Origin of the sequence: Pseudomonas sp. SLBN-26, assembly GCF_006715895.1 — a bacterium.
Lineage (GTDB): Bacteria > Pseudomonadota > Gammaproteobacteria > Pseudomonadales > Pseudomonadaceae > Metapseudomonas > Metapseudomonas otitidis.
The window spans coordinates 2,446,079-2,462,159 of record NZ_VFOB01000001.1 but is presented as its reverse complement, the minus strand read 5'-3'; the positions used below and the strand labels follow the sequence as shown (position 1 = coordinate 2,462,159).

At 68.6% G+C, this 16,081-nt stretch carries 11 protein-coding genes; 3 read left to right on the top strand and 8 right to left on the bottom strand.

Features of this window, described 5'->3' with window-relative positions; all coding sequences use genetic code 11:
- Positions 1–24: 24 nt before the first annotated feature.
- The 3 genes from FBY21_RS11220 to FBY21_RS11210 all read left to right on the top strand — a co-directional run bounded on the left by FBY21_RS11220 (position 25) and on the right by FBY21_RS11210 (position 3,411).
- Positions 25–2,469, top strand: a complete 2,445-nt coding sequence (locus tag FBY21_RS11220; RefSeq protein WP_142011058.1) for a hypothetical protein — start codon at positions 25–27, stop codon at positions 2,467–2,469.
- Entirely contained in the window at positions 2,466–2,816 is a 351-nt protein-coding gene (locus FBY21_RS11215) for a hypothetical protein (protein WP_142011055.1), read from the top strand. The genes FBY21_RS11220 and FBY21_RS11215 overlap by 4 nt, the downstream gene beginning before the upstream one ends.
- 67 nt (positions 2,817–2,883) lie before the next feature.
- Positions 2,884–3,411, top strand: coding sequence for a hypothetical protein (locus FBY21_RS11210; RefSeq protein WP_142011053.1), 528 nt, complete (start codon positions 2,884–2,886; stop codon positions 3,409–3,411).
- 62 nt (positions 3,412–3,473) lie between these two features.
- Here FBY21_RS11210 and FBY21_RS11205 read toward each other — a convergent pair whose 3' ends face one another.
- The 8 genes from FBY21_RS11205 to atuC form a co-directional block, all read right to left on the bottom strand.
- The gene (locus tag FBY21_RS11205) at positions 3,474–5,303 is read right to left on the bottom strand and encodes a long-chain-acyl-CoA synthetase (protein WP_142011050.1); all 1,830 of its coding nucleotides are present in this window, start codon (positions 5,301–5,303) and stop codon (positions 3,474–3,476) included.
- 184 nt (positions 5,304–5,487) lie between these two features.
- The gene (locus FBY21_RS29420; protein ID WP_253543882.1) at positions 5,488–6,471 is read right to left on the bottom strand and encodes an autotransporter outer membrane beta-barrel domain-containing protein; all 984 of its coding nucleotides are present in this window, start codon (positions 6,469–6,471) and stop codon (positions 5,488–5,490) included.
- 999 nt (positions 6,472–7,470) lie between these two features.
- Positions 7,471–9,138 (bottom strand): autotransporter domain-containing protein, encoded by a 1,668-nt coding sequence (locus FBY21_RS11195; protein ID WP_142011045.1) that lies wholly within the window; start codon positions 9,136–9,138, stop codon positions 7,471–7,473.
- Positions 9,139–9,252: 114 nt separating this feature from the next.
- Complete coding sequence (locus tag FBY21_RS11190) at positions 9,253–10,077, bottom strand: SDR family oxidoreductase (protein ID WP_142011043.1); 825 nt, start codon at positions 10,075–10,077, stop codon at positions 9,253–9,255.
- Positions 10,078–10,150: 73 nt separating this feature from the next.
- Positions 10,151–12,136, bottom strand: a complete 1,986-nt coding sequence (locus tag FBY21_RS11185; protein ID WP_142011040.1) for an acetyl/propionyl/methylcrotonyl-CoA carboxylase subunit alpha — start codon at positions 12,134–12,136, stop codon at positions 10,151–10,153.
- Positions 12,137–12,435: 299 nt separating this feature from the next.
- Entirely contained in the window at positions 12,436–13,230 is a 795-nt protein-coding gene (gene atuE / locus FBY21_RS11180; RefSeq protein WP_142011038.1) for an isohexenylglutaconyl-CoA hydratase, read from the bottom strand.
- A 13-nt stretch (positions 13,231–13,243) separates the two neighbouring features.
- A complete protein-coding gene (gene atuD, locus FBY21_RS11175; RefSeq protein WP_044404901.1) occupies positions 13,244–14,404 on the bottom strand; it encodes a citronellyl-CoA dehydrogenase in 1,161 nt (386 codons plus the stop codon).
- 58 nt (positions 14,405–14,462) lie between these two features.
- Positions 14,463–16,079 carry a geranyl-CoA carboxylase subunit beta gene (gene atuC / locus FBY21_RS11170; RefSeq protein ID WP_142011036.1) on the bottom strand — a complete coding sequence of 539 codons (1,617 nt, stop codon included), beginning with the start codon at positions 16,077–16,079 and terminating at the stop codon, positions 14,463–14,465.
- Positions 16,080–16,081 lie beyond the last annotated feature (2 nt).

Genomic DNA, 16,081 nt, shown 5'->3' with positions numbered 1-16,081 from the left:
GTGACGCCCGCGCAGGAGCCTGACATGCCCCCCGTTCCCGAATCCGACGCCCCGACCGAGAGCCTGCCGCGCCTGTTGCTGGGGCTCGTCTGGCAACTGGCGGTGCTGGTGCTGCCGATCCTGCTGGTGGCCAGCCTGCCCTTGGCCGGTGCGGCCGCAAGCGTGGTGGGGCTGGCCCTGGTGCTGATCGTCGTCGCCCGCTGGCCGCGCATCGGCAAGGGCGTCAGCAGCCTGCTCACCAGCGCCGTGATCGGCGCTGCCTTCAGCCTGGGAGCCACGCTGCCCGGCTACTGGGGCATCGGCGCCGGCGTGCTCTGGGTGTTCATCGGCCTGGCCAGCGCGGCGACCCTGGAGCGTCGTCTGGGCCTGGCCAGCGCCCCGGTCACGGCTGAACCCATCGGCCCGGTGGACGCGGGCGCCCGGGGCACCAGCGCCTGGGGCGGCGGTGAGCTGCTCACGCCGGAGGGCGAGCCGGTGCGCACCCTGGGCTGGGGCGAGATCGCCATGGGCGGGCCGGTGTACACCGATTACCTGATGCCCGACGGCGTGCTGCTGGAGGGGCTGGGCAGCTCGGCCCGCTTCTCCGACGACGGCCGCTACTTCGCCGCGCCCATCCCCTCGCGCGGCGCCTGGTCGCTGGCGGTGTTCGATCGCCAGCAGCGCCGGCTCTACCACTGCGCCAACGACGCCTTCTGGGAGCTGGATGCCTTCAGTGGCGGCGAACTGCGCGGTCGCCACAGCCCGCTGGTGTCGGACCAGGGCTACCGCCTCAGCCTCGAAGCCGTGCTGCGCGAGGCGACCTGCGAGGGCTTCGTCGCCATCGGCGACCTCTGGCTCGCTCCCGGTTGGGCCGAGAGGCAGCAGCAGGCCGTGCTGGACCTCTCGCCCCCCACCGGCCCCCATCGCCTGCGCGGCGAACCCTGGCTGCCGGAGCGACTGCGCGAGCGTGACGATCCGCTGCTGCCGCTGCGCTACCCCAGCTACCAGCTGTGGCTGGACGACGCCCCCACCGGGCTGCTGCTGCCCGACGACGCGCGCCCCGTGTGGCGAGCCGACGGCCTGGCCTTCGCCTGCCGCCTGCGCGACACCGCCCAGGAGCGCCCGTGGCCATGCCCTGTCCGGGTCTGGGAAGCCGGGCCGGGCTGGCGCACCCTGGACGACTGGCAGCCCCGGGAGGATGAGCCGCGCCTGATGCCCGAAGCGCCGCTCGTACTGGAGCCGACCCACCTGGTCATGCAGGCCCGCTTCGACCTCCCCGAACTGGATCAGATGGAGTATGGGAACGCCGTGCACCACATCTTCAACGAGGAACTCGAACGCCTGGCCGGCTTCGACGCCTGGGGTCGCGCCGTGCCGGGTTTGCGTGCTGCCACGCGGCTGGAGCTGCTGTACCCCCTCGGCCGCGCCACGCCGGTGATGCAGGCCGACTTGCGCCTGGCACCGCTGGCCGATGGCCGCCGCCCGTTGCTGGAGTGGCAGCGGGAGAGCGCCGACGGGCTGCGGGCTGCCTACCGCTGCCGCATCGGTGAGTGGGTGCTGGAGGGTGAGTGGTGCCTGGATCACCGTGTTTCCGCCTGCGGTCGCTACCTCGCACTGGTGGCGTTCGCCGAAGCCCCGGCCGTGCCCCATCGCCTGGTGGTGGCGGACGTGTCGGCCCGGCGCCTGCTGGGCATCGACCTCGGCCTGCCCCTGGCACGGCTGATGGATTTCCAGGACGGCATCGTCGAACTGGCCGTGGTGACCGGACGCCTGGCCGACACGCGCACGGCCACCCCGTTGCAGACCATCGACCAGCCACCACCCCCGGTGGCGAGCGCTGCGGATTTCCTCACGCGCCGTGAGGGCCGCCAGCTCTGCTATGCCCTGCGCCGCCTGCGTGTGGGCGCGGCACTCGAGCCGCTGCCCGACTGGCGCCCGCTGAGCCAGCCGCCCGCTTCCAACGCCTACGGCGACTTCGTGCTGCCGGCGCCTGCCGGCGGCAATGCGGCCTGGCTGTTCGGCAGCCGCACCGCCTATGGCGGCGCCTACCTGCATGAGCGCCTGCCGCGCCAGGGTGGGTACCTGCTTACCGCCTGCGGTTGCGCCCTGGCCGATCTCGCGCCGGCCATGGCCTGGTCGGCGGATGGCCGCTACCTGGCCCTGACCCGGCATGACGACGGCGAGTGGCACCTGCTGGTGCTGGACACCTTCGCGCACCGGCTCCACCCCTGGCCCGACCCCATCGGCCCGATGCCGCGTTTCGAAGGGTTCAGCGGTGGGGCGTTGCATTGGCGGAACCACCCGTACCACGACGACGTCGCAGAAGAGGCCGGCGAGCCTCGACACCTGCCCCTCGACACCCTACTGGGCGTCGCCCCCGAGGCGCTGGAGGCCGTGGACGGCCTCTGGCTGCCACCTTCCGAGCGCCCCCGTGCTGCCCAGTGGCGGCGCCTCGATACCGCCCATCTCGACCCCTGGAGACCCCAATGAGCGAGAGCATCCTCTCCCACGCCCTGACCATGCAGGTCCTCGGTTACATCGGCCTGGTGCCGCTGATCATCGCCTGGCTGGCCGGCATCGCCCTGTCCGTCCGCTACTGGCGCGAGCGCCCCCGGGCCGCCCGCTTCTGCCTGGCCAGCATGGGCGTGATGCTGGCCTGGACCCTGCTGCAGCAGGTGCTCTACCTCACCGTCTACCTGTGGGCCGAGGACATGGAGGCCGCGCGGGTGAGCGTGGTCTTCAGCGGCATCAGCGCCATCGGCGGGCTGATCCATACCCTGGGCTTCGGCTTGCTGCTGGTGGCCGTATTCACCGGCCGTGAAACCGCCCGCGGATGAAGCAGGGTTGCCAGTGCCCGCCTGGCGCGCCAGCATGGTGCACCTTTCACCCAGCGGTGGCCGCTCCATGACCCGAATCCTGCTGCCTGCCCTGCTCCTTGGCTTCTGCGCATCGACCCTGGCCAGCCCGGCTCCGGTGGCCCCACGGGTGGATGCCTGGCCTGGCCTCGTGGCCATGCCCGCCGTGAGCCCCGGCAACGCCTGCGCAGAGGCCTCCACGCAAGCCAAGCCGAAACCCAAGCCGACCGCCACCAAGGCCGAGGCCACCAAGCCGAAGCCCAAACCCAAGCCCGCCACCCCCAAGCCAAAACCGAAGCCCACGCCCGCCAAGCCCAAGCCGTCCAAGGTGGAGCAGGTCAAGCTGCGCGAGCCGAAGCTCGACCTGAGCCTGCCCAAGCACCTGGTGGATGAACTGGAGCCGCGGGTGAAGCAGGAGCAGCACGTCGAGCAGCCGCTGCTGCCGCCGATGTTCGTGGAGAAGCCGTCGGAGCAGAGCCCCTACCAGCTCAACGGCAAGCTCATCACCAACCAGCGGGAAGAGGACTACTTGCGCTCCGTAGAGGGCGCCGAGCTGCAGATCGAGTTCAAGCAGTAGCCCGGCTGGCGCTCATGGCGAGGAGGCCACGGGGTGAGATAGGCCCACCCCGTGGAGCAGCCTCAGAAGCGGTACTCGCCGCTCTGGATCGCTGCATGCAGGTCGGTGTCCAGGGGGCGGAAGGCGGGTTCCCCCGGTAGCCGCACGTAGAGCGGCTCGTTGACCTGGGTGGGGTCGAAGCCGGCCTTCTTCAGGTCGGTCTTCTTGTACTTGAAGGTGCCGGTGGTCTCGATCTCGTCCAGCAGCCGCAGGAACAGCGGGGCGGCGTAGGGCGGCAGCTCGCGGTCCAGGTGCTCGGCCACGGCGGCGGCGTCCAGGTCCGCGTCGGGGCTCAGGCGCAGTGCCGCCATGCCGCAGCGGCCGTTGGTGCCGGGAATCTCCACGCCGTAGACCACCGCATCCTCCACCCCGTCGAACACCCCCAGCACGCTTTCCACCTCGGTGGTGGAGACGTTCTCGCCCTTCCAGCGGAAGGTGTCGCCCAGGCGGTCGACGAACTGGGCGTGCTTGCAGCCGATGTCGCGCATCAGGTCGCCGGTGTTGAACCAGGCATCGCCCTTCTTGAATACGTTGCGCAGGATCACCGCCTCGCTCTTGGCTGGGTCGGTGTAGCCGTCGAAGGGCCACTTTTCGCTGATCTCGCTGATCAGCAGGCCCGGCTCGCCCTTGTCCACCTTGGTCAGGAAGCCCTTGTGGTCGCGCACCGGGCAGTCGTTCTCCAGGTCGTAGCGGACGATGGCGTAGGTGGCCGGGGAGAAGCCCACGGTGTTGTCGAAGTTGAAGACGTTGGTGAAGCCGATGTTGCCTTCGCTGGAGGCATAGAACTCGGTGACGCGCTGGATGCCGAAGCGGGTCTTGAACTCGTCCCAGATGGCCGGGCGCAGGCCGTTGCCGATCATGCTGGTGAGGGTGTTGTCCTTCTCCTCGGGGCAGGGCGGCTGGTTCAGCAGGTAGCGGCACAGCTCGCCGATGTAGCCGAAGCAGGTGGCCTGGTAGCGCGCCACGTCCTTCCAGAAGTTGCTGGCGGAGAACTTGCGGCGCAGGGCGATGGCCGCGCCACCGGCCAGCACCGAGGCCCAGCTCACGGTGACGGCGTTGTTGTGGTAGCAGGGCAGTGTCAGGTAGAAGACGTCGCGGTCGGTGAGCCCCAGCCCGGAGTGGCCGAACCCGCCGTAGGCCTTGATCCACTTGCCGTGGCTGAGGATCGAGGCCTTCGGCAGGCCGGTGGTGCCGGAGGTGTAGATGTAGAAGCAGGCGTCCTTCAGGCGCACCCGCCCGGTGTCCGCCGGGTTCTCCGCACTGTGCTCGCCGGCCAGGCGCATCAGGTTGGTCCAGCCGCGCGGGGCCTGTCCGGCGTCGCGGCGGGTGTCCAGGTCGTCGGCCACCCAGTAGCGTCGGGCGCCGGCGGTCTCCAGTTCCGGTTCCACCTCCTCGAAGGCGCTGCGCAGCTCTTCGCCGACCACATGGTGGCCGGCCTTCACCAGGTTGAGGCTGTGGGCGAGCACCTTGCCGCGCTGGGTGGTGTTGACCAGCGCGCCGATGCCGCCCAGCTTGGCCACCGCCGCCAGCACCGCGAGGATCTCGATGCGGTTCTCCAGCATGATCGACACCACCTTGCCGGGGCCCACGCCTTCGGACTTGAGCGCGTGGGCGATGCGGTTGGCCCAGGCATTGAACTCGGCGTAGGTCAGGCTGCGCGTCTCGTCCATCACCGCCGGCCGCTGCGGATAGCGCGCCGCCGCCCGCTCCAGGGCCCAGCCCAGGGAGAGCGTCTTGTCGCGGTTGCGGATCCCGGTGAAGTAGAGGCCCAGCAACATGCGGGGCACGCGGTTGAGGTTCGCCGGCAGGCGGGCGAGGAAGCGGAACGGGGAGATCAGGTCGGCCTGGGTCATGGTTCTCGCACTTCAGTCTTGTTGTTCTGACCACCTTCGCGGGGTGGGAATAGGCGCCACCGGCGAATCTAGGCGCGTTTCCGGCGAATGCACTTGGCCCGCGCGCGGAGGAGGGCGGGCAGTTCGGCAAATAACGGAGGGTTTGTGGTGCGGGACTTTGGGCGGACTGATTATCCAGCAGGGGTCAGAACAGCCACTTGGCCTGCACCTGCCCGGAAAAGCCGTTGCGAGCGGTCGCGTTGTAGCTGCCCAGGCTGAGGCTCACGCTGCTGCCGTCGCCACGCAGCAAGGCCAGGGACAGGTCCAGCTGGTAGCTGTCGCGGGGCAGGCGCTGGCCCGGTGTGGAGAAGGCGTTGCCGCCACCGATGAAGCGGGCGTTGGTGTCCAGGGCGTTGCCGATCAGCTCGTGGCGCCAGGTCATCTGCACGGCCGGCTGCAGGTGGGTGCCACCGGAGAACGGCAGGTCCATGCCCAGGCGTGCGCCAACGCGGCTGGCCAGGCGGTCCTGGCGCTCGCCATCTACGTCCAGGCCCAGGGCGCCGGCATGGCGCTCCTTGTAGCTGTCCAGGTGCAGTTGGCTCCACTCCAGGCCGGCCAGCGGCGTCAGGGTCGCCTGGCGGGTCAGTCGCAGCGGCAGGCCGGCTTCCAGCAGGGCGCTGTATTGCTGGCCGTCGAAGCGACCTTCGGCGGTGCCGCCGAGGACGGTGTCGCGCCGGGTCTCGAAGCGCTGCTGGGCATAGCCGAGCATGCCGTCCAGGTACCAGGCGCCGAAGTCGCGACTGGCGTAGGCGCTGAGCTGGTAGGTGTCGATGTCGCTGCCGTCCCCCTTGCGCTCGCCCTGCTGGTTGAGGTTGACCGTGCCGTAGCTGAAGGCGGCACCGGCAACCCAATCCTCGTTGAGGCGGGTATCCAGGCCCAGGGTCATGCCCTGGGTGTGGCTGTCGTAGCCGCTGTAGCCGGCGTGGCTGCGCTGGTCGAGGCGGCCACCGAAGGCCTGGATCCAGAAGCCCTGCGCCGGGGCACGGGCGGCCTTGCCGGCGGCGTCGGCATTGCTGGCCAGCCACTGGCTGGCGTCGCTGTCCACCAGCCCCAGGGCCAGCGCGCTGTCATCCTGGGCACGCAGACCATGGAGGCGGCCGGAGAGGCTGTGCCAGATGCTGTTGCGCATGAATTGCAAGACAAGCTCGTGAGCGGAGTTACTCTGAGGCGCCAGGTGGGTCAGGGTTTCGCGCTGGGCTTCGGGTGTCATCCCATCCAGTAGCCGGATGGACCGCTGCAGAGCGCCTGGCTCACCCCGCAGGGTATCCAGTTGATTCGCTATGGACTGCGCAGGGCTGCTTGCAATGCTTCTGAGTTGGCGTGCGGGTTGCCCCGCTACGTTGACTGCGGATCCGCCGATGACAAAAAAGCTCAAGGGCAGAATGATCGGAACACTATCGTCGTAGGTCGTGATGACGACGTAGTAGTTGGTACCTGCTTCCAACTGAGCGTTCAACTGAGGGCAGTACGGGTTGCCCGAGGTGCTGCAGGCCGTGGAGACCTCATTGCCATCGTCATCCTGACCGATCAGGTTGGCAGTCGGGTCGGATGGATCGAAGGTGCCCCGGTAGAAGTACATGTAGGGGTCTTCGAAGGCTGAGGCGTCCATTCCGACGGTGTAGATCCCGTCCGTGTTGGGTGTGAAGAACTGGAATACGTATTGGAACGACACATTTGGGCCCGTATCGGGGCGTTTGTATGTGCCGATGGTTGCCGTGTCCAAAGTAAAGGTGGTTGTGGCGGGGTAAGCGTGTAGGGGAAGTGTCAGCCCCACTAGCACCGATAACAGGCCCGTAGTGGTTTCCAGCCTGCGAGAGTTAGAAGCATTTTGGGCAAGCTGCATGGCTCCTCCGGTTCCAGTCCTGGCAGGTGTAACTGCAGCCTAGATCTGGATGGGGAGTGCAAGCCTGCTAAAGGCTTTCTGGTCAATATTTATGTTCTCTTTTATCTGTAAGACTTTTCTTTCGTGTCGCGGGGGGAGTTGATCATTGCCCATGTGCTGCGGCTATTGCTGCCCGGTGATGACGAGCAGACAGCGCAGATGTCCGCCTACCGCGATGCTCTGACAGGACTCGGCTTGGTCTGGAGCGGCGGCGGAATGACTCCGCCGCCGGGTTTCAGGAACTGATCAGAACAGCCACTTGGCTTGCAGTTGGCCGGCGAAGCCGCTGCGGGCGGTTGCCGTGTCACCGCTCAGGCCCAGGCTCACGCTGCTGCCGTCGGCACGCAGCATGGCCAGGGACAGGTCCAGCTGGTAGCTGTCGCGGGGCAGGCGCTGGCCCGGTGTGGAGAAGGCGTTGCCGCCACCGATGAAGCGGGCGTTGGTGTCCAGGGCGTTGCCGATCAGCTCGTGGCGCCAGGTCATCTGCACGGCCGGCTGCAGGTGGGTGCCACCGGAGAGCGGCAGGTCCATGCCCAGGCGTGCGCCAACGCGGCTGGCCAGGCGGTCCTGGCGCTCGCCATCTACGTCCAGGCCCAGGGCGCCGGCATGGCGCTCCTTGTAGCTGTCCAGGTGCAGTTGGCTCCACTCCAGGCCGGCCAGCGGCGTCAGGGTTGCCTGGCGGGTCAGCCGCAGCGGCAGGCCGGCTTCCAGCAGGGCGCTGTATTGCTGGCCGTCGAAGCGACCTTCGGCGGTGCCGCCGAGGACGGTGTCGCGGCGGGTCTCGAAGCGTTGCTGGGCGTAGCCGAGCATGCCGTCCAGGTACCAGGCGCCGAAGTCGCGGCTGGCGTAGGCGCTGAGCTGGTAGGTGTCGATGTCGCTGCCGTCACCCTTGCGCTCGCCTTGCTGGTTGAGGTTGACCGTGCCGTAGCTGAAGGCGGCACCGGCAACCCACGCGTCGTTGAGGCGGGTGTCCAGGCCCAGGGTCATGCCCTGGGTGTGGCTGTCGTAGCCGCTGTAGCCGGCGTGGCTGCGCTGATCGAGGCGGCCACCGAAGGCCTGGATCCAGAAACCCTGCGCCGGGGCACGGGCGGCCTTGCCGGCAGCGTCGGCATTGCTGGCCAGCCACTGGCTGGCGTCGCTGTCCATCAGGCCCAGGGCCAGCGCGCTGTCATCCTGGGCACGCAGACCATGGAGGCGGCCGGAGAGGCTGTTCCAGACGCTGTGCTGCACGGATTGCAAGGCGAGCTCATGGGCGACGTTGCTCTGCGGGGCGATGCGCGCCAGGGTCGCGCGCTTGGCCTCGGGGGTCATGGCATCCAGCAGGCGGATGGTGTCCTGCAGCGCACCTGCCTGGCCGCGCAGAGCGTCCAGTTGGGCGGCAGCCCCTACCGACGGTGTGCCGGAGAAGGGCACCAGGGCCGTGCCGCTGGATTCGCCACCGACGTCCACCGCCATATCACCAGTGACGAAGAAGCTCAGCGGCAGGACGATCGGGACGCCGCCGTTATAGGTGGTGATCACCAGGTAGTAGTCGACACCTGCTTCCAGGTCCATCGTCAACTGAGGGCAGTGAAAGGCCCCGGAGGTATTGCAGGCCGTGGACACCCTGTTGCCGTCGTCGTCTTGGCCTATCAGGTTGGCGGCCGGGTCGTTCGGGTCGAAGCTGCCCCGGTAGAAGTACATGTACGGGTCGTTGAACGCCGATGCGTCCATGCCGAAGGTGTAGCTGCCGGTCGTGGACGGGGTGAAGTACTGGTACACGTACTGGAAATTGCTGCCACTGGAACCGGCCCGGCTGTAGGTGCCGATGGTGGCGTTGTCCAGGGTGAAGCTGGTGGTCACGGCCGCCTGGGCCAGCGGGGTGAAGGCGAAGCCCAGCAGGAAGGGCAGCAAGCGTGGGGAAATGCGTGTCATGAGGCCATCCGGATTGATCCGGCGCCGGGGTGGCGCCGGTTGCAAAGCGAGCTGGCACTTTAGTGTCACGTTGGCGCGCAGAACTGAGCGTTTCTGAGCGCCGGGTCAGGAAGGTCAGTCGACGAACAGGTCCGGGATGAGGCTGCCGCCCTCGGGGTCGAAGCGGTAGTGCTCGAACTCGGTCTGGCCCTGTTTGCGGAGGATCTCCTCGTCCACCAGCAGGCGTCCGGTGATGCGGCGGCCTTCGCTGGAGAGGATGGCGTGGGCGGCGTCGGCCATGATAGCCGGGGTGCGGGCGCGCTTGAAGGCGTCGCGGCTGCCCAGTTCGAACTCGATGGCGGCGGTGGCGATCATGGTCTTCGGCCACAACGAGTTGACGCTGATGCCGTAGCGCTTGAACTCCTCGCTCATGCCCAGGGTGAGCATGCTCATGCCGTACTTGGTGACGGTGTAGGGGCCGTGCTGTGCGAACCACTTGGCGTCGAGGTTCAGTGGCGGGGACAGGTTGAGGATGTGGCCGTTGCCGCTCTGCTTGAGGTAGGGCAGGGCGGCCTGGCTGCAGACCATCACCGCGCGGGTGTTGATCTGGTACATCAGGTCGAAGCGCTTGGGCTCCAGGCGCTCGACGCCCACCAGCTTGATGGCGCCGGCGTTGTTGACCAGGGCATCGATGCCGCCGAAGTGCTCGGCCGCCTGGGCCAGGGCATCGCGTACGGCCGCTTCGTCGCGCACGTCCAGTTGCAGGGGCAGGGCCCGGCCGCCGGCCGCTTCCACTTCCGCGGCGACGCTGTGGATGGTGCCTTCCAGCTTGGGATGGGGCTCGGCGCTCTTGGCGGCGATGACGATGTTGGCGCCATCGGCGGCGGCCCGCAGGGCGATCTCGCGGCCGATGCCACGGCTGGCACCGGTGATGAACAGGGTCTTGCCGGAAAGGGACATGGGGGTGCTCCTGTTGGTGTTGTCGGGTTCCTGGCTACTCAACCTAGTCGAGTCGCGCGGTTCGAGCGGTTGTTCAGTCGGCGGCTTCGACCTCCACCAGCACCTGGCGGCTCTTCACCTGGTCGCCGGCGCTGACCTGCACGCGGCGGACCGTGCCGTCCATCCCGGCCTTGAGGGGGTGTTCCATCTTCATGGCCTCCAGCACCACCAGCAGTTGGCCCTTGGTGACCGGGGTGCCTTCCTCCACCAGCACGTCGACGATGGCGCCGTCCATGGGCGCCTTGACGGTGCCGGAGGCGGCGCCGGCCTGGCCGCCGGCGGGTTCGTGGGTGACGTCCTGCAGTTCGATGCTGCCCTGGTGGCCCTTGAGCCAAATACGCTCGCCGTCGTGGTGGTAGGCGAGGCGGCGGCGGATGCCGTCCAGCTCCAGGGTGGCCCAGCGGCCGTCGCAGGCCAGCAGGCTTACGGCGACGAACTGCCCGGCGGCCTGGACCTGCAACTGCGGTTGCGGGCCGCTGACGCGGACGTCCAGCAGGACTTCGTGCTTCTGCTCGCCCTGACGCAGCACCAGGCGCCAGGGCGCGCTGCCGGCGCTGCGCCAGCCGGCGAGGCCGGCCTGGTGGGCGCGGGATTCGGCGGAAGCCTGGTAGAGCAGGGTGGCTGCGGCGGCCAGCTCCACGGCCGGCAGCGGCTGCGGGGCCAGGCTCGGGTCGGCGGCGAAGTGTTCGCCGATGAAGGCGGTGGTGGCGTGGCCGGCGGCGAATTCGGGGTGGGCCAGCAGGTTGGCGAGGAACCGCTGGTTGCCCTTGACCCCCAGCAGCACGCAGTCCTCCACGGCGCGGATCAGCTTGCGCCGGGCCTCGTCACGGGTGGCGCCCCAGGCGATCACCTTGGCCAGCATGGGGTCGTAGAAGGGCGTCACCGGCTGGCCTTCCACCAGGCCGTGGTCGATGCGCACGCCGGCGCCGCTGGCGGGTTCCCAGCGCAGCACGTCGCCGGTCTGCGGCAGGAAGCCGGCGGCCGGGTCCTCGGCGTAGAGGCGGACTTCCATGGCGTGGCCGTCTAGGCGGATGTCGTCCTGGGCCAGCGGCAGGGCTTCGTCGGCGGCGACGCGGATCTGCCAGGCCACCAGGTCGAGCCCGGTGACCAGCTCGGTGACCGGGTGCTCCACCTGCAGGCGGGTGTTCATTTCCAGGAAGTAGAAGCGGCCTTCGGCGTCCAGCAGGAACTCCACGGTGCCGGCGCCCAGGTAGTTCACCGAGGCGGCCGCCTTGACGGCCGCTTCGCCCATGGCCTGGCGCAGGGACGGCGTCATCACCGGGCAGGGGGCTTCTTCCACCACCTTCTGGTGGCGGCGCTGCACCGAGCAGTCGCGCTCGCCCAGGTAGAGGATGTGGCCGTGGCGGTCGCCGAATACCTGGATCTCCACATGGCGCGGCTGGATCACCGCGCGTTCGAGGATCAGCTCGCCGCTGCCGAAGGCGTTCTGCGCTTCCGAGCGCGCGGTGCGGATCTGCGCCGCCAGCTCGCTCGCCTCGTGCACCAGGCGCATGCCACGGCCGCCACCGCCGGCGCTGGCCTTGATCATCAGCGGGTAGCCGATGCGCTCGGCCTCGTGGGCGAGTGTGGCGTCGTCCTGATCGGCGCCTTCGTAGCCGGGGATGCAGGGCACGCCGGCTTCGAGCATGGCGATCTTGGACAGGCGCTTGCTGCCCATCAGGTGGATGGCCTCCACGGTGGGGCCGATGAAGGTGATGCCGGCGGCCTCGCAGGCCTGGGCGAAGGCGGCGTTCTCGGAGAGGAAGCCGTAGCCCGGGTGCACCGCATCCGCGCCGGTGCGCCGCGCGGCGTCGAGGATGGCCTCGACGCTCAGGTAGGACTGGCCCACCGGTGCCGGGCCGATGCACACGGCTTCGTCGGCCAGCTGCACGTGGCGCGCGTCGCGGTCGGCCTCGCTGTACACGGCCACGGTGCGGTAGCCCAGGTCGTGGGCGGTGCGCATCACCCGACAGGCGATCTCGCCCCGGTTGGCGATCAGGATCTTGTTGAATGCGGGCATCTTCGTGCTCCTGCTGGGGGACCGGAGGGCGTCCGGGATCCGGGCTGTTTGCGTTCGGTGGTGCCGGTGGATCGGGTTGGGGTGATCCGCCTGTTGTGTTCGGTGTTGCGGTGGATGTGAAGAGCGACATCCACCCTACGGGTGCTTCGGTGTTGCGTGGGGATCGGGTTGGGGTGATCCGCCTGTTGTGTTCGGTGTTGCGGTGGATGTGGAGAGCGACATCCACCCTACGGGTGCCTCGTTGTTGCGTGGGGATCGGGCGTAGGGTGGATCGCGCTCTATCGATCCACCGCCTGGGCTCACTGGGCCCAGGTCGGTTTGCGCTTCTGCACGAAGGCCAGGGTCCCCTCGGTGCCTTCGGTGCCGGTGACGGCTTCGGCGAACCAGGCGGCGGCGTCGTCCAGCAGCGGGCCCAGCTCGCGTTCCTCGGTGGCCAGCAGCAGCGCCTTGGTACGGGCGTTGGCGCCGGGGGCGCAGCGGCGCACCTGGTCGAGGGTGTCGGCCAGGCGCTGGTCCAGGGCCGCTGCGTCGGCCTCGGCGCTGTGCACCAGGCCCAGGCGCAGGGCCTCGCGGCCGTCGAAGCGGGCGGCGGTGAGGGCCAGGCGGCGGGCCTGGGTGAGGCCGATGCGCTTGGCCACGAAGGGCGCGATCTGTGCCGGGAGGATGCCGAGGCTGGTCTCCGGCAGGCCGAACTGGGCGCTTTCGGCGGCCAGGGCGATGTCGGACACGCAGGCCAGGCCGAAGCCGCCACCGAGCACCGCGCCTTCCAGCACGGCGATCACCACCTGCGGCTGGGCCTGGGCCTCTTCCAGCAGGCGGCCGAAGGCGCGGTTCAGGCGCTGGTAGGCCTCACCGCCGGTGGCGCGGGCGCTGGCCATGTCCTTGATGTCGCCGCCGGCGCAGAAGTGACCGCCGGCCCCGCGCAGCACCAGGGCACGCACCTCGGGTGCCTGGCGCGCGGCGGCGAGCACCGCGCGCAGCTCTTCCACCATGGCCAGGCTCATGGCGTTGCGGCTTTCCGGGCGGTTGAGGGTGATGTGCAGCACGCCGTCAGCGGGCTCCAGCAGCAGGGTCTCGGTGTTCGGCAGTTCCATGGTCACCCCCGTCTCAGTCTTTCTTCTTGCCCGGCAGGATGCCCATCAGCTTGCAGATGATGCCGAGCATGATCTCGTCGGCACCGCCGCCGATGGACACCAGGCGGGTGTCGCGGTAGGCGCGGGAAATGTGGTTGTCCCACATGAAGCCCATGCCGCCCCAGTACTGCAGGCAGGCATCGGTGACCTCGCGGCCCAGGCGCCCGGCCTTGAGCTTGGCCATGGAGGCGAGACGGGTGACGTCCTTGCCCTTCACGTACATTTCGGTGGCCTGGTAGACCAGGGCGCGCAGGCATTCCACCTCGGTCATCAGCTCGGCCATGCGGAAGTGGATGACCTGGTTGTCGATCAGTGCGTTGCCGAAGGTCTTGCGTTCCTTGCAGTAGTCGATGGTGGCGTCGATGCAGTGCTCCAGGCCCTTGATCATGTTGGCGGCGCCGAACAGGCGCTCTTCCTGGAACTGCAGCATCTGCATCATGAAGCCGGCGCCTTCGTGGCCGATGCGGTTGCGCTGCGGCACGCGGACGTTGTCGAAGAACACCTGGGCGGTCTCGGAGCTGCGCATGCCGAGCTTGTCCAGGTGCGGGCTGAGGGTGATGCCGGGGGTGTTCATCGGCACCATGATCAGCGACTTGTTGACGTGGGGCTTGTCGTCGGAGGTGTTGGCCAGCAGACAGATGAAGTCGGCGGACGGGGAGTTGGTGATCCACATCTTGCTGCCGTTGATCACGTAGTCGTCGCCGTCCTTGCGAGCGGTGGTCTTGAGCCCGGCGACGTCGGAGCCGGCACCCACCTCGGAGACGCCGATGCAGCCGACCATCTCGCCGGCGATGGCCGGGCGCAGGAACTCTTCGCGCAGCTCGTCGGAGCCGAAGCGCGCCAGGGCCGGGGTGCACATGTCGGTCTGCACGCCGATGGACATGGGGATGCCGCCGCAATGGATGGTGCCGAACTCTTCGGCGGCGACGATGGAGTAGCTGTAGTCCAGGCCCATGCCGCCGAATTTCTCCGGCTTGGAGATGCCCAGCAGGCCCAGCTCACCGGCCTTCTTGAAGATGTCGTGGATGGGGAAGCGGCCGTCCTTCTCCCACTGGTCGACGTGGGGGTTGATCTCCTTGTCGACGAAGTTGCGGACGGTACGGCGGAGTTCTTCGTGTTCCTGGGTGAAGATCATTGTTGTTGTTCTCCGTGAGTAAGCCGTTGGGGGTGCGCCAGGCGCACCGTGAGGGTTCTCAGAAGCGAGCCACGCCGAAGCGGTTGGTCTTCAGGGGCCGGGCCTCGGCCTCGGCGCAGATGTCCAGCAGGTAGCCCAGCAGCTTGCGGCTGTCGCGGGGGTCGATCAGGCCGTCGTCCCACAGGCTGGCGGTGCCGTAGAGCGCGGTGGACTGGCTGTCGAGCTTCTGCGCGGTCATCTGTTCCAGCATGTCGAGCATCTTCGGGTCGGCTTCCTTGCCCTCCTTGGCGTGTTTCTCCTCGGTGACGATGCGCAGCACCTTGCCCGCCTGGGCGCCGCCCATCACGGCGGTGCGGCTGTTGGGCCAGGCGAAGATGAAGCGCGGGTCCAGCCCACGGCCGCACATGGCGTAGTTGCCGGCGCCGTAGGAGCCGCCCACCACCAGGGTGAGCTTGGGCACGCTGGCGTTGGCCACGGCCTGGATCATCTTCGAGCCGTGCTTGATCACCCCCAGTTGCTCCGACTCGGTGCCCACCATGAAGCCGGTGGTGTTGTGCAGGAACAGCAGCGGGGTGTTGCTCTGCTCGCAGAGCTGGATGAACTGCGCGGCCTTGGCGGCGCCGCGCGGGGTGATCGGGCCGTTGTTGCCGATCAGCCCGCAGGGGCGGCCCTCGATGCGCAGGTGGCCGCAGACGGTCTGGCTGTCGAACTCGTTCTTGAAGTCGAGGAATTCGGAGCCGTCGGCGATGCGGGCGATGATCTCGCGCACGTCGTAGGGCTTCTTCGGGTCCGCCGGCACCACGCCCAGCAGCTCGTCGGTGCTGTACAGCGGCTCGCGCCAGGTGGGTTTCACCGGGGCCGGCAACTGGGCGTTCCAGGGCAGCATGGCGAGCACCTCGCGGGCGATGCGCAGGGCGTCGGCGTCGTTCTCGGCCAGGTATTCGGCGGTACCGGCCACCTGGGCGTGCATCTCGGCGCCACCGAGTTCTTCGTCGGTGGCCACTTCGCCGGTGGCGGCCTTGAGCAGGGGCGGGCCGGCGAGGAACATCTTGGCCTTGCCGCGCACCACGATGACGTAGTCCGACAGGCCCGGCTGATAGGCCCCGCCGGCGGTGCTGGAGCCGTGCACCACGGTGACCTGGGGAATGCCCATGGCGGAGATGCGCGCCTGGTTGGCGAAGCCGCGCGCGCCTTCGACGAAGATCTCCGCCGCGTAGTTGAGGTTGGCGCCGCCGCTCTCGGTGAGGGCCACCATGGGCAGCTTGTTCTCCACGGCGACCTGCTGCAGGCGCAGGGTCTTCTTCAGGCCGGTGGGGGAGATGGTGCCGCCCTTGATGGCGCTGTTGCTGGCGCTGATCAGGCAGCGCACCCCGGCGATGTAGCCGATGCCGGCGATGATGCCGCCGCCGGCCTGGGTGCCGTCCTTGTCGTCGTGCAGCTTGTAGCCGGCCAGGGAGCACAGCTCCAGGAAGGGGCTGCCCGGGTCCAGCAGGAGGTTGAGGCGTTCGCGGGGCAGCAACTGGCCGCGCTTCTCGAACTTGGGCTTGGCGTCCTGTGCCTTGTCCAGCACCTTCTGCTCCACCTCGCGGAAGCTCGCCACCGCGGCCAGCATGGCCTCGCGGTTGCGGGCGAAGTCGTCGCCGTGGACGTCGAGTTCGGATTGGATCACGGCCATGG

What these genes read in the sequence shown, in the direction of transcription:
- FBY21_RS29420 (WP_253543882.1), bottom strand. Translation starts at nt 6,471, where the DNA reads ATGCGCAACAGCATCTGGCACAGCCTCTCCGGCCGCCTCCATGGTCTG.
- FBY21_RS11195 (WP_142011045.1), bottom strand. Translation starts at nt 9,138, where the DNA reads ATGACACGCATTTCCCCACGCTTGCTGCCCTTCCTGCTGGGCTTCGCC.
- atuC (WP_142011036.1), bottom strand. Translation starts at nt 16,079, where the DNA reads ATGGCCGTGATCCAATCCGAACTCGACGTCCACGGCGACGACTTCGCC.
- FBY21_RS11220 (WP_142011058.1), top strand. Translation starts at nt 25, where the DNA reads ATGCCCCCCGTTCCCGAATCCGACGCCCCGACCGAGAGCCTGCCGCGC.
- FBY21_RS11215 (WP_142011055.1), top strand. Translation starts at nt 2,466, where the DNA reads ATGAGCGAGAGCATCCTCTCCCACGCCCTGACCATGCAGGTCCTCGGT.
- atuD (WP_044404901.1), bottom strand. Translation starts at nt 14,404, where the DNA reads ATGATCTTCACCCAGGAACACGAAGAACTCCGCCGTACCGTCCGCAAC.
- FBY21_RS11205 (WP_142011050.1), bottom strand. Translation starts at nt 5,303, where the DNA reads ATGACCCAGGCCGACCTGATCTCCCCGTTCCGCTTCCTCGCCCGCCTG.
- FBY21_RS11210 (WP_142011053.1), top strand. Translation starts at nt 2,884, where the DNA reads ATGACCCGAATCCTGCTGCCTGCCCTGCTCCTTGGCTTCTGCGCATCG.
- atuE (WP_142011038.1), bottom strand. Translation starts at nt 13,230, where the DNA reads ATGGAACTGCCGAACACCGAGACCCTGCTGCTGGAGCCCGCTGACGGC.
- FBY21_RS11185 (WP_142011040.1), bottom strand. Translation starts at nt 12,136, where the DNA reads ATGCCCGCATTCAACAAGATCCTGATCGCCAACCGGGGCGAGATCGCC.
- FBY21_RS11190 (WP_142011043.1), bottom strand. Translation starts at nt 10,077, where the DNA reads ATGTCCCTTTCCGGCAAGACCCTGTTCATCACCGGTGCCAGCCGTGGC.